The sequence below is a fragment of the Pedobacter humicola genome, assembly GCF_056490705.1.
In genome coordinates this window covers 1-22577 of sequence record NZ_JBWJIG010000005.1, presented here as the reverse complement: position 1 = coordinate 22577, position 22577 = coordinate 1, and the positions used below count along the sequence as shown (strand labels likewise).

At 39.3% G+C, this 22577-nt stretch carries 23 protein-coding genes and 1 tRNA gene; 10 read left to right on the top strand and 14 right to left on the bottom strand.

Features of this window, described 5'->3' with window-relative positions:
• Window positions 1–4 precede the first annotated feature (4 nt).
• The 13 genes from AC04Q1_RS09855 to AC04Q1_RS09795 form a co-directional block, all read right to left on the bottom strand.
• Entirely contained in the window at window positions 5–1408 is a 1404-nt protein-coding gene (locus AC04Q1_RS09855; protein WP_478364138.1) for a lytic transglycosylase domain-containing protein, read from the bottom strand.
• A gap of 121 nt (window positions 1409–1529) precedes the next feature.
• A complete protein-coding gene (gatA, locus tag AC04Q1_RS09850) occupies window positions 1530–2948 on the bottom strand; it encodes an Asp-tRNA(Asn)/Glu-tRNA(Gln) amidotransferase subunit GatA (RefSeq protein ID WP_478364136.1) in 1419 nt (472 codons plus the stop codon).
• Between the two features lie 18 nt (window positions 2949–2966).
• Window positions 2967–3167 (bottom strand): Sec-independent protein translocase subunit TatA/TatB, encoded by a 201-nt coding sequence (locus AC04Q1_RS09845; protein WP_029287719.1) that lies wholly within the window; start codon window positions 3165–3167, stop codon window positions 2967–2969.
• An 11-nt stretch (window positions 3168–3178) separates the two neighbouring features.
• Complete coding sequence (locus AC04Q1_RS09840; protein ID WP_478364134.1) at window positions 3179–3541, bottom strand: Sec-independent protein translocase subunit TatA/TatB; 363 nt, start codon at window positions 3539–3541, stop codon at window positions 3179–3181.
• A gap of 46 nt (window positions 3542–3587) precedes the next feature.
• Complete coding sequence (locus AC04Q1_RS09835) at window positions 3588–4883, bottom strand: murein hydrolase activator EnvC family protein (protein WP_478364132.1); 1296 nt, start codon at window positions 4881–4883, stop codon at window positions 3588–3590.
• 179 nt (window positions 4884–5062) lie between these two features.
• Complete coding sequence (gene lolB1, locus AC04Q1_RS09830) at window positions 5063–5854, bottom strand: lipoprotein insertase outer membrane protein LolB1 (RefSeq protein ID WP_478364130.1); 792 nt, start codon at window positions 5852–5854, stop codon at window positions 5063–5065.
• Complete coding sequence (locus AC04Q1_RS09825; RefSeq protein WP_478364128.1) at window positions 5832–7529, bottom strand: tetratricopeptide repeat protein; 1698 nt, start codon at window positions 7527–7529, stop codon at window positions 5832–5834. The genes lolB1 and AC04Q1_RS09825 overlap by 23 nt, the downstream gene beginning before the upstream one ends.
• Before the next feature lie 60 nt (window positions 7530–7589).
• Window positions 7590–8021: a dUTP diphosphatase gene (gene dut / locus AC04Q1_RS09820; RefSeq protein ID WP_478364126.1), complete on the bottom strand. Its 432-nt coding sequence runs from the start codon at window positions 8019–8021 to the stop codon at window positions 7590–7592.
• A gap of 61 nt (window positions 8022–8082) precedes the next feature.
• Window positions 8083–9570: an oligosaccharide flippase family protein gene (locus AC04Q1_RS09815; RefSeq protein ID WP_478364124.1), complete on the bottom strand. Its 1488-nt coding sequence runs from the start codon at window positions 9568–9570 to the stop codon at window positions 8083–8085.
• 67 nt (window positions 9571–9637) lie between these two features.
• The gene (locus tag AC04Q1_RS09810) at window positions 9638–9952 is read right to left on the bottom strand and encodes an acylphosphatase (protein ID WP_478364122.1); all 315 of its coding nucleotides are present in this window, start codon (window positions 9950–9952) and stop codon (window positions 9638–9640) included.
• A 51-nt stretch (window positions 9953–10003) separates the two neighbouring features.
• On the bottom strand, window positions 10004–10960 hold the full coding sequence (locus tag AC04Q1_RS09805) for an NAD(P)H-dependent flavin oxidoreductase (RefSeq protein WP_478364120.1): 957 nt from the start codon (window positions 10958–10960) through the stop codon (window positions 10004–10006).
• A gap of 208 nt (window positions 10961–11168) precedes the next feature.
• The gene (locus AC04Q1_RS09800; protein WP_478364118.1) at window positions 11169–12335 is read right to left on the bottom strand and encodes an amidohydrolase family protein; all 1167 of its coding nucleotides are present in this window, start codon (window positions 12333–12335) and stop codon (window positions 11169–11171) included.
• Between the two features lie 109 nt (window positions 12336–12444).
• Window positions 12445–12517, bottom strand: a tRNA-Thr gene (locus AC04Q1_RS09795).
• Between the two features lie 376 nt (window positions 12518–12893).
• Here AC04Q1_RS09795 and AC04Q1_RS09790 point away from each other — a divergent pair.
• The 4 genes from AC04Q1_RS09790 to AC04Q1_RS09775 all read left to right on the top strand — a co-directional run bounded on the left by AC04Q1_RS09790 (window position 12894) and on the right by AC04Q1_RS09775 (window position 15392).
• The gene (locus tag AC04Q1_RS09790; protein ID WP_478364116.1) at window positions 12894–13208 is read left to right on the top strand and encodes a hypothetical protein; all 315 of its coding nucleotides are present in this window, start codon (window positions 12894–12896) and stop codon (window positions 13206–13208) included.
• A 77-nt stretch (window positions 13209–13285) separates the two neighbouring features.
• Entirely contained in the window at window positions 13286–13597 is a 312-nt protein-coding gene (locus AC04Q1_RS09785; RefSeq protein ID WP_478364114.1) for a hypothetical protein, read from the top strand.
• A 79-nt stretch (window positions 13598–13676) separates the two neighbouring features.
• Window positions 13677–13991 (top strand): hypothetical protein, encoded by a 315-nt coding sequence (locus AC04Q1_RS09780; RefSeq protein WP_057931901.1) that lies wholly within the window; start codon window positions 13677–13679, stop codon window positions 13989–13991.
• A gap of 69 nt (window positions 13992–14060) precedes the next feature.
• Window positions 14061–15392 (top strand): sigma-54-dependent transcriptional regulator, encoded by a 1332-nt coding sequence (locus tag AC04Q1_RS09775; RefSeq protein WP_478364112.1) that lies wholly within the window; start codon window positions 14061–14063, stop codon window positions 15390–15392.
• A gap of 73 nt (window positions 15393–15465) precedes the next feature.
• Here AC04Q1_RS09775 and AC04Q1_RS09770 read toward each other — a convergent pair whose 3' ends face one another.
• Complete coding sequence (locus AC04Q1_RS09770) at window positions 15466–17943, bottom strand: hybrid sensor histidine kinase/response regulator (RefSeq protein WP_478364110.1); 2478 nt, start codon at window positions 17941–17943, stop codon at window positions 15466–15468.
• A gap of 138 nt (window positions 17944–18081) precedes the next feature.
• Between AC04Q1_RS09770 and AC04Q1_RS09765 the strand changes: the two genes are divergently transcribed.
• The 6 genes from AC04Q1_RS09765 to AC04Q1_RS09740 all read left to right on the top strand — a co-directional run bounded on the left by AC04Q1_RS09765 (window position 18082) and on the right by AC04Q1_RS09740 (window position 22475).
• Complete coding sequence (locus AC04Q1_RS09765) at window positions 18082–18771, top strand: helix-turn-helix transcriptional regulator (protein WP_478364108.1); 690 nt, start codon at window positions 18082–18084, stop codon at window positions 18769–18771.
• Window positions 18772–18844: 73 nt separating this feature from the next.
• Window positions 18845–19405, top strand: coding sequence for a DinB family protein (locus AC04Q1_RS09760; RefSeq protein ID WP_478364106.1), 561 nt, complete (start codon window positions 18845–18847; stop codon window positions 19403–19405).
• 121 nt (window positions 19406–19526) lie between these two features.
• A complete protein-coding gene (locus AC04Q1_RS09755; RefSeq protein ID WP_478364104.1) occupies window positions 19527–20048 on the top strand; it encodes an NADPH-dependent FMN reductase in 522 nt (173 codons plus the stop codon).
• A gap of 27 nt (window positions 20049–20075) precedes the next feature.
• Window positions 20076–21050 carry a 23S rRNA pseudouridine(2604) synthase RluF gene (gene rluF / locus AC04Q1_RS09750; RefSeq protein ID WP_478364102.1) on the top strand — a complete coding sequence of 325 codons (975 nt, stop codon included), beginning with the start codon at window positions 20076–20078 and terminating at the stop codon, window positions 21048–21050.
• Between the two features lie 93 nt (window positions 21051–21143).
• Window positions 21144–22202 carry a dual-specificity RNA methyltransferase RlmN gene (rlmN, locus tag AC04Q1_RS09745; protein ID WP_478364100.1) on the top strand — a complete coding sequence of 353 codons (1059 nt, stop codon included), beginning with the start codon at window positions 21144–21146 and terminating at the stop codon, window positions 22200–22202.
• 144 nt (window positions 22203–22346) lie between these two features.
• The gene (locus AC04Q1_RS09740; protein WP_478364098.1) at window positions 22347–22475 is read left to right on the top strand and encodes a hypothetical protein; all 129 of its coding nucleotides are present in this window, start codon (window positions 22347–22349) and stop codon (window positions 22473–22475) included.
• The last annotated feature ends 102 nt before the right edge of the window (window positions 22476–22577 follow it).

The window sequence follows — 22577 nt, the reverse complement described above, 5'->3', positions numbered from 1 at the left end:
GAGCTTATCCCTTGCTGATCTTCAAAATCATACCCGCCTGCAAACCCGCTTTGGATAAACGGTTATCGCGTCTGATTGTTTGTACGGTAGCACCATCAAACTTTTCAGCAATTTCAGATAAAGTATCGCCTGTTTTAACTTTGTAGCTTAAAAATGATGATGGCGCCTTTAGCGGTGTGCGGTTTTTGGCATAGATTTTTAATCGTTGTCCCGGCACTACAGTTTTGCTTTTTAATCCATTCCAAACCCTCAGATCCTGCACTTCAACCCCATATTTATTGGCTACGGTTGTTAAATTCTGGCCTGCGGTAACTTTATGGTACACTACCGATGTGGTAGTTATGCTTTTGTTTTTCTTCTTTCTTAAATCCCTTACGTCATCAGTGCTGGCATTAACGACTTTCATGTTTCCTTCAACCTCCTGGTTGTTTAACACATCGTATATACCGGCATAGTCGATATCCCTTAACTTGGGCATCACAATACGCTTGGGTTCATCATCCGTGCCGTTTACAATCTTTTTCTTATACGAGGGGTTTAAGGCCATGATCGCTTCTTCTTCAATGTTCAGCACCTTAGCTAAGGTAGATAAAGAAACAAAACGGGTAGTTTGAACAGTATCGGTTTTTAAAAACATGTTCGACGCTTGAGCTGTAATCTGGTGTTTGCCAGAATAATTCATTACATAAACTGCTGCAATAAATGCAGGTACATAATTTCTCGTTTCTTTGGGTAAAAACTGTCTGATCACCCAAAAATCACGTGATCCTGCTTTGTCGATCGCCCGGTTTACATTGCCCTTACCGCAATTGTAAGCAGCAATGGCCAAAAGCCAATCGCCAAGCTCTTCAAATGCATCCCTAAAATAAGCTGCCGCAGCATAACTGGCCTGGATAGGATCTTTCCTTTCGTCAACAAAATTGTCCATCTTTAAACCATAGGCCTTGCCGGTTCCAAACATAAACTGCCAGATTCCTGTGGCACCAACCCTCGAAATCGCATGTGGATTCATCTGCGATTCTACAATGGTTAAATATTTTATTTCCTGTGGGATGTTATAATCCTTTAAGGCTTTATCGAAAATCGGAAAGTAGTAACTCGACAGGCCGATCATTTTTCCGAACATATCTTTACGCTTGGCATAAATATCGATATACTGTTGAACATATTCGTTGTAAGGAAGCGGAACTGTTTTCGCGATGGAATCGAGCCTGAGTTTGTAGATAAAATTCTGTCCCATGGTTAATGGGTTTTCAGAAACTGAAGGTACCGCTACGGTATCGGTATTGACAAAGATGTTGTTTTGTACCTTCGGAAGACTATCTAGTTTGAGGGTTTGCTGCGCAGAAGCGGAAGACATATATCCTAAGCAAGCACAAATTGAAGCAAAAAGTATTTTTTTAATCATGGGCTATTGGTTTATTCAGTACCATCATCCTGAACCTGATCCAGAATCTGTTGTCCAGATGCTGATCCCGAAACCTCGGGACAGCATGACGGTTACTGCACACAGCTCAACGAGCTAATGCCTATTTTAAAAAAGCCTGAGAAAAAGCTAAAAGCTGATTTTCCTCAAAATGTTTGGCTGTAAATTGAATACTTAACGGCAAATCTGCTTCATTATTGCCCAAAGGCAAAGCAATGGCCGGGTTTCCACTTAAGGATGGTAATACGGTAAAAATATCGGCCATGTACATCACCAGTGCATCCTGTACATTATCTCCGATTTTAAACGCAGCGGTAGGCGCTACAGGAGAAAGAATTAAATCGTAATCCTGAAATAAAGCATCCATTTTTTCCCTGATCAAACGGCGCACCTGTTGTGCTTTCTGATAGTAGGCATCGTAATATCCCGCACTCAATACAAAAGTACCTAAAAGGATACGGCGTTTTACTTCTTCGCCAAAACCTTCTGCCCGGGATAACTTATACAATTCGTTTAATGATTTGGCCTCCATGTTGCGGTGACCATAATGCACACCATCATAACGTGAAAGATTTGAAGAAGCCTCAGCAGTGGTTAAAATATAATAAGCCGGAACCAGATAATCTAAAAGGTCGAACGATACATATTCAACAGTATGTCCATCTGCTTTTAGTTTTTCAATCGATTTTAAAATCGCTGTTTTAATTTCAGGATCAAGTGCATCGCTTTCTATTGTTTCCTTTAAAACGGCTATTTTATGTTTTTTCGCTTCGTTTAAATGGGCTGGATAATCTGGAACGGTTAATGAAGAAACGGTCGAATCATAATCATCAGCACCCGCCAAGACCTGTAAAAGTATTGCAGCATCGGCTACTGATGAAGTGATCGGGCCAACCTGATCAAATGAGGAGGCATAAGCAATCACACCATACCTCGAAATACGTCCATAAGTAGGTTTTAGTCCAATCTGGCCACAAAAAGCTGCTGGCTGACGCACAGAACCACCAGTATCGGTACCTAAGGCAGATAAACACATGTCCGCCTGAACTGCAACAGCCGAACCACCGGAAGATCCTCCCGGAACAAGGTCTGGGTTAGCCGCATTTTTAACAGCCCCGTAAAATGAGGTCTCGTTAGAGCCGCCCATGGCAAATTCATCACAGTTTAAACGGCCGATAATAATGGCATCTTCCTGCAATAACCTTTCTACAACGGTAGAAGAATATGGTGATACAAAGCCTTCGAGCATTTTTGACGAAGCGGTAACGATATGGCCTTCGTAACAGATATTGTCTTTAATACCGATAACCATGCCTGCAAGCTTACCTGCGGTGCCTTCTTCTATCTTTTGCTGTATCGCTTTTGCTTGAGCTTCGGCCGACAAAAAAAACACCTCATTAAATGCGTTGAGGTGTTCATTTTTTTCAATTTGCTTAAAATAATAAGCCAATAAATCGGGTAAAGTTAATTGCTTTTGCGAAATAAGCGACTGTATCTCCTTAAGAGAGCTGTATTTCTTCAAAACTAAAAATTATTGCAATTAAACGGTTTTATCACGGTTAGATGGATCTACCTGTTCCCCATCAACACCATCTTTACCATCTTTAAATTCTTTAACACCTTTACCTAAACCTCTCATTAATTCAGGAATTTTTTTACCACCAAATAATAACAATACCACTACCGCAATAATGATAATTTCTGGTGTTCCAAGCATTGCTGCTATTGTTGTATTTAACATGATTTTTTTGTTTAAACTTTTTCTTTGTCAGTTACAATTTTTTCGTCAGTAGGCTTGCCCAGATCAATATTTGATTCACTTGCCTCAACCTTTTCATCAACAGGTGATTCTTCTGTTGGGTGGTGACGTTGACTATGGGTATTTACAGCTGTTTCTTCCGCTTCTTCTTTATCTAAGTCCATAGCATTAATATTCCTGTGAATTTCACGCTTCACACCATCAGAGGCATCTTTAAATTCTCTGATCCCTTTCCCTAGTCCCCTTGCCAGTTCAGGTAATTTTTTACCCCCGAATAACAATAGAACTACCACTAAAATGAGCACGATCTCCGATCCACCCATGTTTAAAAACTCTAATAACGTGCCTTGATACATCACTAATATAATTTATACAAATATATACATTTTAAAAACTATTCTTTTATTTACTGATCCAGGCTTCCGGATTCAATTTTGTTTGCCCCCTCATAATCTCAAAGTGCAATTCTGCAATATCACCTGAGTTTGCCAGTACGCCGATTGTTTGGCGGGTACTTACTTTATCACCTTTGCTTACACTGGCCGACTTCAGGTTTTGGTAAATGGTAAAATAATTACCGTGCATTAATATCACGACGTATTTTCCATAAATAAGACTTACCCCTAAAACCTCACCATCAAAAACGGCCCTAACTGCCGAGCCTTCAGAGGCTGTGATATTTACACCTTCATTATTCATCGAAGCCTGATCTACCTTATGTACACCGAAATGCTCGGTAATGGTTCCTGAAACAGGATAAGGCAATCTACCGCGGTTATTTTCAAATCCGGCCGCTAATTTGGCCGATCCGGCATCATTGGTAAGCAGCTCATTGGTACTTTTCTCTTTCGCTGCCGCAGGTGCTGCCGGGGCAGGCCTGTTTTCGGCTTTTGCTTTTGCTGCAGCTGCCCTGGCTTCTGCGGCCGCTTTAGCCGCTGCAATACGTGCTTCTTCAGCTGCTTTTCTTCTGGCCTCCTCAATTGCCCGCTGGATGGCCAAACGAATGGCTTTATCTATCTGTGCCTGTTGCTTTTTGCGGGTATTAATATCCTGTTTAAACTGCGATTCCTGCTTGCTGAGATTTTTTAAAACAACTGATTGTTCATTTTTATCTTTACCCAAACGCTCCCGTTCCCTTTCCTGTTCTTTTAACAGGTCGCTCTTTTCCCTGAGCGTTTTATCCAGCACTTTGATTTTCCCATTCAGGTCTTGTTGGGTATTCTCAATATAACCTGCCTGTTTTTTACGGTATTGGCTAAACTGTTGTAAATATTTTATCCGTTTATACGCCTGGTTAAAATCCTTGGCAGCAAAAATAAACATCATTTTATCGTACGAGTTCCTGTTCCGCTGTGCAAAACGGATCATTCCGGCATACTCTTTTTTAAGATCGCCTAACTGACCTTGCAACGTATGTACGGTATTTGTGTTCTGAGAGATTTGGTTATCCAGATTTTTTATTTCAGAATTGATGGTTCCAATTTTATCCTGACGCAACCTGATCTGTGCATTTATGGCATTGATCTGCTGTAGAGTAAGCTTTTTACCGCTGGCAGCTTTATTTAAATTCTTTTGAAGCTGCTCAATTTCGCGTTGTATAGCTTCTTTTTTCCTTCTGAGCTGGTTTTCAGTTTGTGCAACCGCCGAAAAGGTCAACACGCTTAAAAAAAGGATAAATAGGAGTTTTTGTAGCTTCATTAAGCCAAAAGTATAAAAATTTTATAGTAAAAAGTATTAAAATCGAGATACTAAAGTTATAATCGCTTATTACAGAACCGTCTTCACTTAATCTTCATATAATGCAAAGATTGCCAAACAGACCTTGCGGTACAGCAGGTCCCTTTGGCAAGCATTACAAATAATAAACTAATTAAATGTTATTTTACAACTGTAAACCTCTTTGGTACACTAAACGGAAAATCGACAGGAACATTGCCATCAATTTTTACAAACTGAAGATCGATATTTATCTTCTTCGCTTTAGATAGTGTTTTGATCTGTAATGCACTAGGGAATAAAGATTCATTTAATTTCTGATAATCGGTATAGGTCACTTTTAAAGCCTGGCCGTTTTTTACATCATTTAAATTTGTTTCCGCTACTTTGAAGAGGGTATTGAAAAGTAATTTATAATCCAGTTCAGATTTACTTCCAGAAACTACCCAAACACCATTTTCCTGTTTCACATCCGATTGCTGGGTTAAAAATTCGCCCATGGCATTACCAGTTAAAATAGCCTGTAAAGTATTAAAATTAACCTGTTTATTGGTAAAATTATAAATGTAGCTGAAAGGTTTTTTGAGGTATTCGCTTTTCATGCGGTTCATGATCTTGATACTGTCAGGCGTGATCAAAGCCCTTGCCACCTCTGCCATTCCGCCCAGGGCCGTAATGCTTACCCAAATGGTTTCCTTGTCTCTCATTTTGAAATTCATGGTTACATCGTTCGCATCGCCGGCAATATCCAAAGTGGCCTTGGCTTTTAATGATAGGGTATTAAATTTAAGTTGTTTGCTATTTAATAACGTTAAGGCTTCGGCTTTGGAGTTATCCGTTTTGGTTTCCACTTTGGTTGGCGGCGCCACTACTATTTCTTTTTTAGGCTTACATGCCGAAACAAAAACTACCGCCCCGCATAGGATTACGCTATTTAAAATACTTCTTTTCATTTATCTTTTTAATTAATACTTCTGATCCATTTCCAGCCTCTTTTGCCTTTTGCCATTGGATTAACGCGGCATCCTTTTCACCTTTCATAAAAAGAATATCACCATATCGCTCCAGGTAAACACCGTTTTTATTGCTATTGTTTTGCAAGGCTTTTTCGATCCACGTCTTTGCCAGATCGTACTTTTGTTGCTTAAACAAAATGAAAGCATAGGTATCGGTAACCGAAGGGTTATTTGGCATTCCATTGGCTGCTGTTTCGGCATATTTTGCCGCTTTTGTTAAATCATCATTTTTTAACGCCAAATAGTAAGCATAATTATTCATGATCAGATAATTATCAGGCTCTAATGAAATGGCTTTTTCGAAGGCTGTTTTAGCGGAGGCGAAATTATTCTGATTGATATAGATATCACCCTGAAGAGCATAAATCTGCGTCTGTAAACTTTTGTTCTCCACATCCAATTGTAGGGATGTTTTTAAATTGTTTTGAGCAGGTTCGTATTTTCCGGTTTTAAATAGGGCATAAGCCATGTAATAATATAAACTGGCCTGGTTAGGATAAATGGTTAAGGCCTCATCACCAATTTTTATGGCTTCATCATAATGTCCAAGCAAGGTATGGATATTAATTACCTGTTCCCAAACCACGTAAATTTGTTCGTTGAGTTTTAGCGCGGCCTGATACTGTACCAAAGCTTCTTTTAATTGATTCTGCTGATAAAGCACATCACCATAAAGCGCCAGTGCTTTCGCGTCGCTAGGATTTTTTTCGGCAACCAGTTTGCTCAGTTCGGTTACATTTTTAGCTACCACGGGCTGGCTGAGCTTTGGAAAAAGAGCCGCTATGATCTTCACTTTTTCAGTCAATGGCATTTCGGCACTTTCGAAAGCCAGTTTTAACGAGGAAAAGGCAGCATCATCATTTTTTTGACGGCGGTAAATATCGGCCAGGGCAAGGTTGACCTCAAAATTATTGGGTTCTAACTGTTGTGCTTTATTTAATACTTTTAACGCTTCGGGGTCATTTCCTTTTTGTAAAAGCAGGCCAGCAGCATAAAGGTAATTTTTTACATCGGCCTGGTTGCCTTCCAACAATTTTACAATATCACTTTCGGTAGCACTTCCATTCGCCTGAAAGCGTTTTTTTGCATTCACCAGGTCTCTCGATTCGCCAAATTTAGCCCCTATTTCATCGTAGGTCTTTTTTGCGGCATCCAGCTGATTGGCCAAAAACTGTGCGTTGGCTTTATCAAAATAATAGGCGTCGTTTTCCGGGTCGAGGCGGATCAACTGATTAAACACTTCAATCAGTTCGGGCATCTTATTGTTGCGCTTATATACTTCTCCCAGCAGGCGCCAGTACCATATGTTACCTGAATTTAATTTGATGGCCTGTTTGATGTTTTGTTCGGCTTCAGTAAGTTTATCCAGGCGGAGATTAGCATTGGCCAGCTCGAAATAAGCGGCATGGTTATTTGGATCTAATCCTACGATTTTGTTAAAATTGGTAGAGGCAACAGTATAATTTTCAGACATTTTCTCGCGCAGGCCAGCAAAAAACAATTGTTTTACCATATTGCTATCGCGGTTGGTAGCTGGGGTAACCGTTCCCTGGCCAAAAGCCTGGAAGCTAAGCAAAGTAGCCCCAATAAGAAAATGTACTTTGTTCTTCATATCATTTTATCCATCCAAAAATTAACTCCATACTAAGGACTTCTGGCTCAGGATTACAGACTATTTACCTGTATGTCCGTAACCGCCCTCACCACGTGCCGTTTCTCCCAATTCTTCAACAGCCTGCCAACTCACGGTTTCGTATTTGGCCACTACCATTTGCGCAATCCTATCCCCGTTAACAATTTTAAAATCCGTATCCGATAAATTTACCAATAAAACTTTTATTTCCCCACGGTAATCGGCATCAATTGTACCCGGTGAGTTTACTATGCTGATGCCATGTTTATAGGCCAGACCGCTTCTCGGCCTGATCTGCGCTTCGTAGCCGACTGGCAATTCGATAAATAACCCCGTTGGCACTAATAAACGCTGTAAAGGTTTTAATGTAATTTCTGCTGTTATTGCTGCCCTTAAATCCATACCAGCTGCATGTGCAGTTTCATATTGTGGAAGCGGATGTTCGGAGGTATTGATAATTTTTATTTCCATTTTTATTAAATGTGAGATTGGAGATATGAAATTTTAGACAAAATCAGCAACCTGAAAACTCTTATTTTTTTAAGATTCTCATTAAATCATTCTTTTCAAAATAGGCTATCCCAGCCACAAAAGCGACTAACATGGCATTGCCAATATATATGTTCCGCTTAAAGATAAAAAATGAAGAGAACACCAGTATAATTGAAATAATTAAATAGGCTAAAATCTTTTTGAGGTTATAAGGGATGGGATAGTATTTCTGCCCTAGGATGTATGAGATAATCATCATTGTTCCATAAGTCGCCATCGAAACCCAGGCAGAACCCATGTAACTGAATTTTGGAATCAATATAATATTGAAAACAATGGTGATCACTGCGCCCACTAATGATATATATAATCCGAACCTGGTTTGGTCGGATAACCTATACCAAATGGAAAGGTTCATATAAATCCCTAAACATACGTACCCGACCAACAAATAAGGTACTGCAGGCAAACCTACCCAATACTCGGCCAGGTGTTTAGCATCACGACTAATAAAATATTTAAGAATTTCGATATTTGCCGTAAGTGCAACAAAGAGGATGGAAAGGGCAATTACAAAATACTCCAGAATTTTGGCGTAGGTAACTTTTGCATTTTCGTTTTTGGCATAACTGAAGAAGAATGGTTCAGCACCTAGTCTGAAAGCCATGTTAAAAATACTCAGGAATATAGCCAGTTTACATACTGCTCCGTAAATGCCTACCTGTGCTTCAGTAGTATAACGGTCTAAAAGTATTTTATCCAGATTTTCATTAATGATGAAAGATAAATTTGCCACCAAAACAGGCCAGCTGTAAGAAAGCATCTTTTTAAACAGGTCTTTATCGAATTTAAACTGAACCTTTAAAAATTCTGGCACCAAAAGCAAAAAGGTAAGTCCGCTGGCGGCCAGGTTGGCGATAAATACATAACCGACCCATTTATCGCGGAACCAGCTTTGAAAAAAACTAGCTCCTGGCAGATCATGTTTGATAATCAGCGGGATACCATAAATAAAAAACAGGCTTAAGAGTACATAACTTAATATGTTCACAAATTTAATGATGCTATACCTAAACGGTTTCCCATCTGCCCTGATCCTTGCAAAGGGTATTACACATATGGCATCTGAAAAGAGCAACCAAAGAAAATACTGAACATATCTCTTTTGATCCTGATAGTGTGACATATTGCTGTTCAACAGCCATTTGGTGATCGGCTCGGTAAAAACCAAACCACTGATTAAAAATAGTGTAGATATAAAAGCAACGATCAAAAAAGAATTGTTGTAAACCTGCTGTTTTTTATCTTCATGTTTATTGAGGTACCGAAAAAAAGTGGTTTCCATTCCAAAGGCCAGTATGGCATTGATCATGGAAGCATAGGCATACATTTTGGTAAAAACACCCAGTGCGCTCGCACCATAACTTCGGGTAAATATTGGTGTTAGGATGAAATTGAGCAAGCGAGAGGCAATGGTACTGATACCATACACCATGGTTTGCCCAAGAAACTTTTTATATACAGACATTCGTTATAATCAAGGATAAAGTATCAGGTATCAAGAAAGGAAACTCATTATAGAGTCTTGCTACGTGTTACTTTCTTAAGATTTCAAAATTACGATAGTTTTTTATTTCGCCATCGCTTACCGCAACATTTTCTACCCGCGAACGGTCAGGCCCTTCGTGGCACCAGTTAACAAATTCTTCCAGAAAAATAGCTTCTCCCTCAGCTTCGATGTATACCGACCCATCTTTTTCATTCCGTACAAAACCGGTTACCATCATCTGGTTGGCAATAATTTTAGTGGTTTCCCTAAAGCCAACGCCCTGTACTTTACCCGTTACGATTATATTGAGGTGTTTCACTCCTAAATCCCCTGAAGGGGACTTTACATCTTTTTCGCTCATGTTAAACTTTTAATACTGCAAAGTTAGTAAAGCAATTGTGTATCGTGGTGTTTATAAGTCCAATTCATTTTGCAAACTGTTAAATCTTACCAATTCAGATTTGAAATCTGTCCATATCCCATCAAGGATTGCTTTTGCAGGTTTAATTTCATTAAGCATTGCCGAAATCTGGCCGATTTCGAGTTCTCCATTTTTCATATCGCCTTCAAACATACCTGCCTTTGCCCTTGCCCTGCCCAAAAGCGCTATCAGGCGGGCCCTGTCTGCTCCCTCAGCTTCCGCGACCGACACGGCATCAGCAAATTCGTTTTTCAATAATCTCACGGGAACCAGTTTTTTCATGGCCAGTTTGGTATCACCCTCAGCTGCCGAAATAATTTTATTTTTAAATGCCGGATGGGCAGATGATTCTTCAGCCACGGCAAAAGCCGAACCAATCTGAACAGCATCTGCCCCCAAAGCAAAAGCAGCCAGCATCGCTTTTCCGCTCCCAATGCCGCCAGCAGCAATCACCGGAATGGTAACCGCCTCCTTGATCATCGGGATTAAACACATGGTGGTGGTTTCTTCTCTACCGTTGTGTCCACCGGCTTCGAAACCTTCGGCAACAACAGCATCTACGCCGGCCTCCTGCGCCTTTAAAGCAAATTTTGTATTCGCAATTACATGGACAACGGTAATGCCTTTTGCTTTTAAAATACTGGTCCAGGTAGCAGGGTTTCCGGCAGAAGAAAATATGATTTTCACGCCTTCCTCAATTACTACATCAATAATTTCCTGAATATTTGGATAGAGCAAGGGGATATTCACGCCAAATGGCTGATCAGTAGCCAATTTGCATTTTTGGATATGTAGCCTTAAAACATCAGGATACATGGAACCTGCGCCAATAATCCCAAGGCCACCGGCATTAGAAACCGCTGAAGCCAATCTCCAGCCACTACACCACACCATCCCAGCCTGAATAATGGGATATTTAATATTGAAAAGTTTAGAGATTGGGTTCATAAGGAAAATATAATAATTTAACCTCAAAATATCTCTTTTTTAAGGTCAAGAGAAAAAATCACCTTAAAGAGCTAGAGATAAACAAGGTATACATTAAAAAAAAAGCTTGTTTAATGTATACCATATGATTTTCATGCTGCTTGATCATAAAAAATTTAGATTAACATTAAAATATGTAATTTTTAAGGTTATTAAGTTGTAACATTTTTTAAACTAACCGATGTACCTTATCGCTTTCAATCGCAAATTCGGAAGATAACTGAATCAGGTTCAATCCTGGCTTTTTACCTGGCTCTATTGTACCAAACTGCCCGTCAAGCGCCAAGAACTCAGCGCCGTTAAGAGTAGCCCAACTTAAAAGCTGCTCGAAACCTACCTGTTTGTGTTTCTGTAAAGTGATCATTTCTGATAAAATGTTGAGCTGATGGTTACTGGCCAGACTATCTGTTCCCAAAGTAATTTTGACACCTTCATTTATTAACAGATCAACATCAGGCAAAGCATTTTCTATGTATAAATTGGCCTGCGGACAAAGGCACCAGTACAGATCACTGTTGGTCTGTTTTGCAAATTCGATATCTGCTTTACTCGAAACCGTATTGTGCACCAGTAAACTTTTCTGCTCCTTAATATAAGGTAGCCAGCTTTGTAAGGATGTTTTTTTTGTGGGTTCAAAGAAAGAAATATCCAGTCCTAAAAATTGATATAGATTTAAAAATCCACCGGTTTTATTTTCGAAGAAAGCATTTTCATTGTCCGTTTCCTGGTTATGAATACTGATAAAAGTGTTGTCATTTTCAGCTTCTTCTCTTATGAGTTCAAATAACGGCTGAGATACTGAATAAGGTGCATGTGGCACAACAGACGCCGGCAAAGGAACAAAGGCCTGCTTAATTTCCTTAACATAATCCATAATGGCATCTGCCCGCTCAGGATTAAAGCCCATCGCCTCTATAAAAGTGTGGTAATATATTTTGCTATTTTCTTTTATTTCCTTTGAGGAGACCTGATTGGAAATATCGCCAACGGCCACTATTCCATTATCGGACATTTTTTGGTCAGCATGATACATGGCGGCTTTAATTTCTGCAGCATCACCCTGTCTGCTTTTAATAATGCTTTGTACAAATTCTACCAAACCCGTTTTTTCGGGGATTTGCCCCAACATATGGGAAAGCTCCAAATGGCAATGGGTGTTGATAAAACCCGGAACGATGGCCCCTTTATATTTGGCGATCTCTACATCAAGGTTAGCGGCTTCTTGTTCTGTTAATACTTTTTCAATTGTGCCATCTGGATACACGGCTACTACTCCATTGTTGATAGGAGGTGAAGAAACAGGAAATATCCAATCGGCTGAAAAATATTTTAGCATCCCGCAAATTAGCGCAATAAAGGAGCAAATAAAAATATTTTTCTGCGCCTGGTTTATTATGATGGGAAAATGATTTTGAAAGATTTTCTTAGAAATAGAAAAGAAAAAGAGCCTCCTATCGGAATCGAACCAATGACCTACTGATTACAAGTCAGTTGCTCTACCAGCTGAGCTAAGGAGGCTTTTTATCGGGCTGCAATGATAGAAAAAATCTTCTTTTTTTCAAAATTCAAATTACTTTTTTTGTACTGTCTGATATTTCAATCTGATCACCAATTAATGCTATAGGGTTACGAAGGAAATTTTAAAAATTCATCAGATGGTAACATCTGACGGTACGAGAACTATCAACGAGCGATTCACATTCTAAATTTCTTAAAAAATAACTGCAAATCTTGTAGTCATTCCCCCCAAAGTGTGGAGAAACTCTACAAGTTTAAAATTCTGGCACACCAAAAAACCACTGATAATCAATAATTTAAATAAAAAGTTGCGTTTGGCATCATTATGAAACATTAGCAAGTATTGTTACACAAATTAAATTTTAAAATATATACTATGAAAAAGTTCGTTTTAGCAGCAACAGTATTAGCATTAGCCGGATTCTCAGCAGTACAAGCAAGTGAAGTAAATACAATCAAAAATACTGCAATTGTTGCAGTTCAAGATAGTGCAGTAAAAACTCCGGTTAAATTGGAAGAATTGCCTGAGCCAGTAACCACCGCATTAAAATCTGATGCTTATAAAGGCTGGACCGCTACCGAAGCCTGGTCGGTTAAAGAAGGAGCAAAAGAGTACTATTTAATCAATGTTAAAAAAGAAGCAGAAACTGGTTCGGTTAAAATCGACAAAGACGGTAAACCAGTTCAATAATCTAAACATCATTAGCGCTCCATTAATTAACGAGTAATTAACGTAACGCAAGTTACAAATCATTAAAACATAACATCATGAAAAAGTTCATTTTAGCCGCTACATTAGCATTCGCAGGATTCACAGCAGTTCAAGCAAGTGAAGTAAATACAATGAAAAACGCTGCAATTGTTGCAGTTCAAGATAGTGCCGTAAAAACTCCGGTTAAACTGGAAGAATTACCTGAGCCAGTAACCACCGCATTAAAATCTGATGCTTACAAAGGTTGGACCGCTACTGAAGCCTGGTCGGTGAAAGAAGGTACAAAAGAGTACTATTTAATCAACGTTAAAAAAGAAGCAGAAACTGGTTCAGTTAAAATCGACAAAGACGGTAAGCCAGTTCAATAATCGCAAATAAATACGCCGTAAAGGCATAATCAATATAAGCGTGGCCTTCGGGCTACGCATAAACTAAAAAATAAATACCATGAAAAAATTAATTTTATCAGCTGCGTTCTTAGCTTTCGCAGGATTCTCAGCAGTACAGGCAAGTGAAGTAAATACCATCAAAAATGCTGCAATTGTTGCAGTTCAAGACAGTGCAGTAAAAACTCCGGTTAAACTGGAAGAGCTTCCTGCTCCGGTTACTACGGCATTAAAATCTGATGCTTATAAAGGATGGACCGCTACTGAAGCCTGGTCGGTTAAAGAAGGAACAAAGGAGTACTACCTAATCAATGTTAAAAAAGAAGCAGAAACTGGTTCGGTTAAAATTGATAAAGACGGTAAGCCAGTACAATAAAAACCCAATATTACATCTACCTATTACAAAGAAAGCCGGATTATGTCCGGCTTTTCTTATTTTTGTTAAATGGCAAGAATCCTGATTTTAGAAGACGATACCACATTTGCTCAATTACTTGAAGGTTTTTTAACGAAAAACAGTCATGAGGTTACCCTTGTAACCCATGTAAAGCAATCTTTTAAACTGATCGAGAATCACGAATTTGATCTGCTTTTAATCGATTACCGCCTTCCCGATGGAATAGGATTTGAGGTACTTACCCATGTTCGGGATTTAGGCCTTTCTATTCCGATCATTATCATGACGAGTTTTAATGACGTTCGTACCGCTGTAAAATCTATCCAGTTGGGCGCATTCGATTACATTACCAAACCGGTTAATCCTGATGAATTACTAATGGTGATCAAGAATTCTTTATCAAAAAAGGATTTAAAAAGTGTTGAACCTAAAGAAACGAACAGCGATTTTATAAAAGGTAAAAGTGCAATCGCCGATAAGTTATACGAACATATTAACCTGGTAGCGCCAACTGATATGTCGGTTATTATACAGGGTGAAAGCGGAACCGGAAAAGAATTTGCAGCCAGAACGCTCCACCAACAAAGCAAACGTGCCGATAAACCCTTTGTGGCAATTGATTGTGGTGCCCTATCAAAAGATTTGGCTGCAAGCGAATTATTCGGACATGTTAAGGGTGCTTTTACAGGTGCGTTAAATGATAAAAAAGGTCAGTTTGAAGTGGCAAATGGTGGCACATTATTTTTAGATGAGGTGGGCAACCTGAGCTACGAAGTGCAGATTAAATTGCTCAGGGCATTACAAGAACGGGTGATCCAGCCCCTTGGCAGTACTAAACAGATTCCTGTGAATGTTAGGATTATTACCGCAACTAATGACGATCTGACCAATAGCATGCAACAGGGCGAATTTAGAGAGGATTTGTACCATCGCTTAAACGAATTTAAAATACAACTCCCGCCCTTACGCAACAGAGGTGGGGATTTAGAATTGTTTATCAATCATTTTATTCAATTGTCAAACCGCGATTTACAGCGGAATGTGAAAAGTGTATCAGCTGATGCAAAAGCACTATTACTCAGTTATGATTGGCCGGGTAATCTACGCGAACTCAGTAATGTAATTAAACGAATGGTTTTATTGAGTCCGGGTGATGTTGCCCAGGTAGAAGCATTGCCAGATGAAATGATGATCTCCGTTCATCACCAAACGGCTCCGGGCAATTCCTCTGATCTGAAAGCCGTTAATGAGCAAAACGAAAAAGCACTGATTACTGAAACGCTGATCAAAGTAAGGCACAATAAATCAAAGGCAGCCAAGATTTTAAACATCGACCGTAAAACCCTTTATGCCAAAATGGAACGTTACGGGATTGAATAGGCGTTTAATTATCCGCCAAATTTGATCCTCATTTCACATCCTACATCTGAACTCATCCATTTTACATTTTTCCTTATTCTGCATTAGCATAATCCATTTCTGCCATAAATGAGATTAAAATATCCAATTTTTTGATTTGTAATAAAACATCGGATTTAATACCATCGGTTAAGCCTTTCTCCGCTATTTCTATTTCTAAAGTTCTAAAGGCATTCGCCAATGTTTTCGATCCCATCTGTGCAGTACGGCCAGCAAGGCGATGAACCAATAATCTGCTTTTATCCTGGTCGTTTTGGGCCAGGTGTTTTTTGAGTTCAGCGGCATCATCAATTGAATCCTGTTTAAAACGGTTCAGGATCTTTTCCAATAACTGCTGATCTCCGAAGGTCATCTTCTCGATAGAAGAGAAATCGAATTCGGGTTGATCTGTTAATATTTCTGTTTTGTCAAAAATCGATAAAATATCAACTGCCCTAAATGGTTTCATAATCAAGCCGTCAAAACCACCGCTTAATACCATTTCACGTTCTTCAGGTAAAACCTGTGCGGTAATGGCATAGAATTTAATATTTGCCGGGAGTTTCTTTTTCAATAAATGGCAAAGCTCAAAACCGGTCATTTCGGGCATGCGCATATCAACCAATACATATTTTAAATCGGGTTCGGGTTCTGTATGTAAAATATCGGCCACCTGCGTAAAACTTTGATATGGAATTTTATTTTTCTGAAAAATCATTCCACACAGATCAAGGATCAGTCTATCATCATCAATCACCCACACCGTTCCAGGGTTTACAATGGCATAATGTTCCAGATCCAAAGCGTCGTTAATCCGCTCGGTGGTATTTTCATATTTCATGTAGATATTAAATGTAGTTCCAATACCCGGTTTACTTTTAACATAAATCCGTCCGCCTTGTGTTTCAATCAGCGATTTAACAATAGGTAGCCCTAAACCCGTACCGGCTTGGTTGATAATATATTTCTCTGGTGATTCTATCTGTTCAAATTCATTAAAGATTTTAGGAACATCTTTTTCCTCAAAACCAATTCCGGTGTCTTTTATCGTAAAATGAAAGTGCAGATCATCTCCCTGTTTTTTATAGGAAGCTGACAATTTAATTTCCCCTTTTAGGGTAAACTTTACTGCGTTGCCCAGTAAATTGAAGAGGATCTGTTTCAACCTGAACACATCCCCTTTTACAAATTCCAGACCGGCCAGATCAAGTGCTGCATTTAACTGAAGTGATTTCTGCTCTGCCAATGGCCGCATTACCGATACCACTTCATCTAGAGCCTTTCTAATGTTGAAAACCTGATTGTTAAAACTAAATTCACCTGAAATAATCCGATTGTAATCCAAAACCTCGTTAACAATCTGAAGTAAATGGATCGAAGATTGGTAAATGGCATCCACATCTTTTTTACTTGGAACATCCTGTTGGGTAATTAATTCTGCATAGCCTAAAATAGACTGTAATGGCGTCCTGATTTCGTGGCTCATATTGGATAAGAACCGTTGTTTTGCTTTACCGTGGTATTCAGCCTCATCTTTGGCCAACTCCAAAGCCTTCCTGTACCTATTGCTTTTGGTAATATCGGCCAGAATTAAATAAAGAAGAATAACCGTTAACAAAAAGAAAATAATGATGATTGTGGTAATCTGTGTAATACCATCATTCACCACCTCTTTGGCCTGAATGCCATTTAAATCTACCTGCGCTACCGCCTCACCTTCAACCTCCCGCAAAATTTGCAGCATTTTAGCCGTTAAGGCATTACTCGCGTTTGATAAATCAGCCTCGCGCTTTAAAAATTTCTGGCTTTTCTGCCTTTGCTCCAGTTCGATATTTCTTAACGAACCGGTCATGCTTTTCATGATGCTATCTTCAGCCTTTGCATTTAAGGTATCACGTTTAACTTTAAACTCTTCGTTAATGATTTTATAAACGTCGGATTTTTTCTTGCCAAAAAGTTTACTTAAAAAACCCCTCGATTTTTGTTCTTCCTCAGGTGCAACCGTAGTAGTAGAGGTAGTGGTTTCAGTAGTCAATACCGCACTATCTGTTTGCCTGGTACGGGTTGCCACCAATTCGTTCAATTTCTGAACCTCCTCAGAAAAGGATTTGGTATTCACCAGCGTTTCCCTAACCTTCAGGTAATTCACAAACTGTTTATCCCGGTCTGAGAGTAAATTTTTAATCGATTTTATCCTTGCCAACTGAGCAGAATCACCCCTGTATAATTTACGCAGCGTATCCAAACTCGACCTTAACTTACGGGATTCTTTCAGAAAACTATAGGTACCCTGTTTATTAAAGGCTTCATCACGTTGCAGCTGATCTAACCTTGCTATCTTATGAGAAAGATCATTAACGATCCGCAAACGATCGTTTGGGGCCGAAATTTCTTCTACGGTATTCAACATCCGCGTAAAAGCAAACTTACTGATGCCCCACGCCAGGAGCAACGCAAAACAGGCAAACAGGAAACCTATAATTACTTTACTTTTTATTGCCCGGAAAAAACGCTTTTGAATAACAGCCGCCATTTATCTAGATTTTCTATAATATCAATATAATAACGGTTTAACCTCCAAAATTGATATCTATTATTATTTACAAATAACGTACCACAAGAAAATTGCATAAAAAACTTTAATTTTATAAGCGCCTTTAAAAACCCAAACATGAACCGTATCGACCGTCTTTTCGGAATTTTAACCCTACTTCAATCCAGAAAATACATTACTGCAGAAAAAATTGCGGAAAGGTTTAACATGAGTGTGCGTACTGTTTACCGGGACGTAAAGGCACTCTGCGAACAGGGCATACCCGTGAGTTTTGAGCAACATAAGGGCTACTATCTGGTTCAGGGGTATTTTCTACCCCCGGTTTCCTTTAATATGGATGAAGCCAATGCATTGTTACTGGTAGAAAGTTTAGTAAACGGTTTTGCCGATAATTCTATCCGCACCCATTATTCTGCGGCGTTAACAAAGGTAAAGGCGGTATTAAAAACAGGCCAGAAAGAGAAATTGGAAACACTAAACCAGCACATCCGGTTACAGATCCCGGAAAGGTTAAGTTTCAACTTTGAATACCTGTCGCTTATTCAACAGGCCATTTCAGAAAAGCACCTCATCGAACTCGAATATAAAAACAATAAGGAAGAGGTAAGCAAAAGGGAAGTGGAGCCCATCGGCCTCATTTTTTATGCTTTTAGCTGGCATTTGATTGCCTGGTGCCACTTCCGCAACCAGTACCGCGATTTTAACCTCATCAGAATTATCTGTCTCAAAAACTCTGGCATTCCTTTCAAAAAAACACAACACATGCCGTTAAGCGAGTACATGCATTTGTTGCCGGTAAATTATTAAAAATAATATTTTTCACACTGCCATAGGGTTGTCAGTGGGCTGTATTTTCTTTGTGTAAACAAACATCAAAATCATGAGTATAGCCGATTTATTACTGATGGACCTACACACCGCAGAAAAAACAAAACAGAAAAATATGAATATTATCGAATTATTATTAAAAGAGCTAGCAGCCGAATTTAATACCACAAAAAAATTCCTGGCTATTGTACCAGCAGATAAATTTGACTGGGCGCCACATGAAAAAAGTATGAAAATGAAATCACTGGCCGTTCACATTGCTGATCTGCCGAGTTGGGTATCACTGGCTTTAACAACCGATGGCCTGGATTTCGAAACAGCACCTTATACCGAACCTCCGGTAACAAATAGCGGTGACCTGGTTAAACTTTTGGAAGAAAATTATGCAAAAGGGAAAACAGAACTGGAAAAAGCTACAGAAAACGATTTAAACGGACGCTGGATATTAAGTATGGGCAAACAGGTATTGGCCGATTATTCTAAATACGAAACCATCCGCCACTCGCTTAGCCAAACCACTCACCACAGGGCACAGTTGGGCGTTTATCTAAGATTGTTAAATATTCCGATTCCAGGAAGCTACGGCCCAAGTGCCGATGATCAAAATTTTTAGTTTGTTTATAATTTTTCGGATGGGCTGTTGATTCCTGATGGTTTCAACAGCACCATTCGAAATGACGATTGGATTACCTGAGCTCCTTTCCTGTCTATGTTCACTTTGCTACTTTTAGCAAATGAAAAAAATACTCGCAATTTCTGGCAGTACTAAGTCCGCTTCAACCAACGGACTTTTTATCGCGGCAGTTACCGGGCTTTTGGGTAAGGATTTTGAGATAATCAATTTCCCATCCATTGCCGATATCCCACATTTCAATCCTGATTTAGATTTTGAAAATCCACCAAAGCAAGTTGTAAATCTTAGGTTAAAGATCCAACAGGCAGACGGCATTATTATCTCTACACCAGAATATGCGATGGGCTTGCCCGGCTCGCTAAAAAATTTACTCGATTGGACAGTTAGTTCGGCCTCCTTCTCAGGAAAACCAACCTTAGCACTTATTGCCTCAACACAGGGAGAAAAAGCCTACCAGTCTCTCATCGACATCTTAACGGTTATTGAAGCAAAGATAGCTGCCCAGCTTATCCCTTTCGCAAAAGCGAAGATCAATGATCAAGCCGTTATCACCGACAACGAAACCTTAGCCAAACTTAAAAGCACTGTTGATTCATTTGTTGCCACTATAGCGAATGGATAACACAATTTATTTCCGTAAAATTGCAGCATGAACAATAATTCTGCAACCCGTTTAAATAAATTCATCAGCGAAAGCGGATTATGTTCGCGCCGTGAAGCAGATCGTTATATCGAAAAGGGAACCGTTTTCATCAACGGAAAAAGAGCTAAGGTTGGCGACCAGGTTTTGGCAGGCGATAAAGTAATGGTAAACGGCCATAACATCGAACCAAAAGAAGAAAGTAATTTCATCCTTTTGGCCTTTAACAAACCTGTAGGGATCACCAGTACTACAGAAGGCAGCGTTCGTGATAATATTGTTGATTATGTAAACCATAGTGAAAGAATATTCCCTATTGGCCGTTTAGATAAAGATTCTTCAGGTCTGATTTTTTTGACCAACAATGGCGATATCGTTAACAAAATTTTAAGGGCAGGGAACAAACATGAAAAGGAATATGTAGTTACCGTAAACAAACCGCTTACTGAAGATTTCATTTTCGAAATGAGTAATGGCGTTCCGATTCTGGGTGTGAATACACGTAAATGTAAGGTACGCCAGATTAGTACATTTGTTTTTAATATCATCTTAATTCAAGGTTTAAACAGACAGATCCGCAGAATGTGCGAGCATTTTGGTTATGAGGTTACCAAACTTGAGCGTACACGCATCATGAATATCAATTTAAAAGGTATTCCAACAGGGGAATTTAGGGAACTTACGGAAGATGAGATGAAAAGCATTACCAAAAGTGTCGAAAATTCATCTTCTGAAGCCAAATCGAAACCCAAAAGTGCTGCGAAGAAAAAAGCAAATGCTTGGGAAGAAATTCCAGAGCTTAGGGAGGAGCAACCAAAGAAAGCTTTCAAACCAAAACCATCCGGGCTAAAATCGACAGGTAAGAAAAATACAAGCCATTCAGAAGCAAAACCAACTGGAAAAAGTAATACCGGTAACAGAAATTCCAGACCAGCTAAGGGTAAATCTTCAGCAAAACCAAATACAAGGGGCAGAGGAAGGTAAGTGCATAAGCAGATTGTAAAATTACAATCTGATTTATAGCCTTTTAGCATTAATCTTTCAGCTTAGCCCCTTTTTTAAGTACCTTTGCAACAAATGGTAACAGCAAAAAAAACCGATATCCGTGCGTTAGATCTTCCTCAATTGCAACAACATCTTGTAGCAATGCAACAACCTGCATTTAGGGCCAAGCAGATTTACCAGTGGCTTTGGGAAAAATCGGCTACCAGTTTCGAGCAGATGAGTAATCTTTCTAAAGATCTACGTAAAGCATTGGACGAAACTTTTGCTATCAATGCTGTTCAGGTCAACAATTCTCAGTTCAGTAACGATCATACCATTAAAAATACTTTTAGGTTAGCCGATGGCAATATCGTGGAAGGAGTACTCATTCCGCTTGAAGACCGTATGACGGCCTGTGTAAGTTCGCAGGTGGGCTGTAGTTTAACCTGCAAGTTCTGTGCAACTGGCTATATGGACCGTAAGCGTAACTTAAACGCTGATGAAATTTATGACCAGGTGGTACTGATTGATAAACAGGCAAAGCAAAATTATAATAATCCCCTTACCAATATCGTGTATATGGGCATGGGAGAGCCGCTGTTAAATTATGCCAATGTGATGAAGTCGATTGAACGTATAACCGCACCAGATGGCCTAAATATGAGCTATAAGCGCATTACTGTTTCCACTGCTGGTATTGCCAAAATGATCAAAAAACTTGGCGATGACGGTGCGAAATTTAATCTTGCTTTATCCCTTCACGCTGCCGACGACAAAAAGCGTAATGAAATCATGCCCATCAATGAGGCCAACTCATTAAAAGCATTGGCAGACGCACTTAAATACTATTTTGCGAAAACCAAAAATCCGGTAACCTACGAATACATTGTTTTCAATCATTTCAATGATGAAATTTCTGATGCAATGGATTTAGCCAAATTCTGCAAACACATTCCTTGTAAAGTAAACCTGATAGAATATAACCCAATTTCCTTTGCAGATTTCACAAACGCAGAAGGGGATAAGATTGATGCTTTTTCGAATTATTTAAAAAGTCAGGGCATTAATACCAATATTCGCCGTAGTAGAGGGAAAGATATCGATGCAGCTTGCGGGCAGTTAGCCGGTAAAGAAGAAGCGGCCAACGCTTAACCTTCCATTACATCTTCTTGTTCTTTAGGTCAAAGCTTTTTCAATGATCTTATTTTTTGAAGCGCAATACCTGTACGCTATAGGTTGGGTCCCGTCCTGCTGTACACTTAATCCTTTTGGGAAATCTATCTAATAAACAAATGCATGCTACCCAAAAGGGATACCGCTGCCATCAGGGCTATTGGCCGCAGTGGTGGAAAACAGAAGAGGGAAAATGCAAAATGGATGATGGAAACCTCTACGGAGACCGGCGCAATCTGCCGGGACAAATAATATGACGGAAGATGTTAAATGTAGGATGGATGACGTGGAACTGTGCCCCAGACTTATAAACGGCAAATTGCCGTAAACAAAGAAAACCCTTCAACATTGCTG

Coding starts and splice junctions, on each gene's coding strand:
- AC04Q1_RS09760 (WP_478364106.1), top strand. CDS start 18,845: ATGAGTATAGCCGATTTATTACTGATGGACCTACACACCGCAGAAAAA.
- AC04Q1_RS09815 (WP_478364124.1), bottom strand. CDS start 9,570: ATGTCTGTATATAAAAAGTTTCTTGGGCAAACCATGGTGTATGGTATC.
- AC04Q1_RS09800 (WP_478364118.1), bottom strand. CDS start 12,335: ATGCTAAAATATTTTTCAGCCGATTGGATATTTCCTGTTTCTTCACCT.
- AC04Q1_RS09810 (WP_478364122.1), bottom strand. CDS start 9,952: ATGAGCGAAAAAGATGTAAAGTCCCCTTCAGGGGATTTAGGAGTGAAA.
- AC04Q1_RS09840 (WP_478364134.1), bottom strand. CDS start 3,541: ATGTATCAAGGCACGTTATTAGAGTTTTTAAACATGGGTGGATCGGAG.
- AC04Q1_RS09765 (WP_478364108.1), top strand. CDS start 18,082: ATGAACCGTATCGACCGTCTTTTCGGAATTTTAACCCTACTTCAATCC.
- AC04Q1_RS09855 (WP_478364138.1), bottom strand. CDS start 1,408: ATGATTAAAAAAATACTTTTTGCTTCAATTTGTGCTTGCTTAGGATAT.
- AC04Q1_RS09835 (WP_478364132.1), bottom strand. CDS start 4,883: ATGAAGCTACAAAAACTCCTATTTATCCTTTTTTTAAGCGTGTTGACC.
- AC04Q1_RS09775 (WP_478364112.1), top strand. CDS start 14,061: ATGGCAAGAATCCTGATTTTAGAAGACGATACCACATTTGCTCAATTA.
- AC04Q1_RS09790 (WP_478364116.1), top strand. CDS start 12,894: ATGAAAAAGTTCGTTTTAGCAGCAACAGTATTAGCATTAGCCGGATTC.
- AC04Q1_RS09740 (WP_478364098.1), top strand. CDS start 22,347: ATGCTACCCAAAAGGGATACCGCTGCCATCAGGGCTATTGGCCGCAGT.
- AC04Q1_RS09780 (WP_057931901.1), top strand. CDS start 13,677: ATGAAAAAATTAATTTTATCAGCTGCGTTCTTAGCTTTCGCAGGATTC.
- AC04Q1_RS09825 (WP_478364128.1), bottom strand. CDS start 7,529: ATGAAGAACAAAGTACATTTTCTTATTGGGGCTACTTTGCTTAGCTTC.
- AC04Q1_RS09805 (WP_478364120.1), bottom strand. CDS start 10,960: ATGAACCCAATCTCTAAACTTTTCAATATTAAATATCCCATTATTCAG.
- AC04Q1_RS09755 (WP_478364104.1), top strand. CDS start 19,527: ATGAAAAAAATACTCGCAATTTCTGGCAGTACTAAGTCCGCTTCAACC.
- AC04Q1_RS09785 (WP_478364114.1), top strand. CDS start 13,286: ATGAAAAAGTTCATTTTAGCCGCTACATTAGCATTCGCAGGATTCACA.
- AC04Q1_RS09770 (WP_478364110.1), bottom strand. CDS start 17,943: ATGGCGGCTGTTATTCAAAAGCGTTTTTTCCGGGCAATAAAAAGTAAA.
- rlmN (WP_478364100.1), top strand. CDS start 21,144: ATGGTAACAGCAAAAAAAACCGATATCCGTGCGTTAGATCTTCCTCAA.
- AC04Q1_RS09845 (WP_029287719.1), bottom strand. CDS start 3,167: ATGTTAAATACAACAATAGCAGCAATGCTTGGAACACCAGAAATTATC.
- dut (WP_478364126.1), bottom strand. CDS start 8,021: ATGGAAATAAAAATTATCAATACCTCCGAACATCCGCTTCCACAATAT.
- rluF (WP_478364102.1), top strand. CDS start 20,076: ATGAACAATAATTCTGCAACCCGTTTAAATAAATTCATCAGCGAAAGC.
- lolB1 (WP_478364130.1), bottom strand. CDS start 5,854: ATGAAAAGAAGTATTTTAAATAGCGTAATCCTATGCGGGGCGGTAGTT.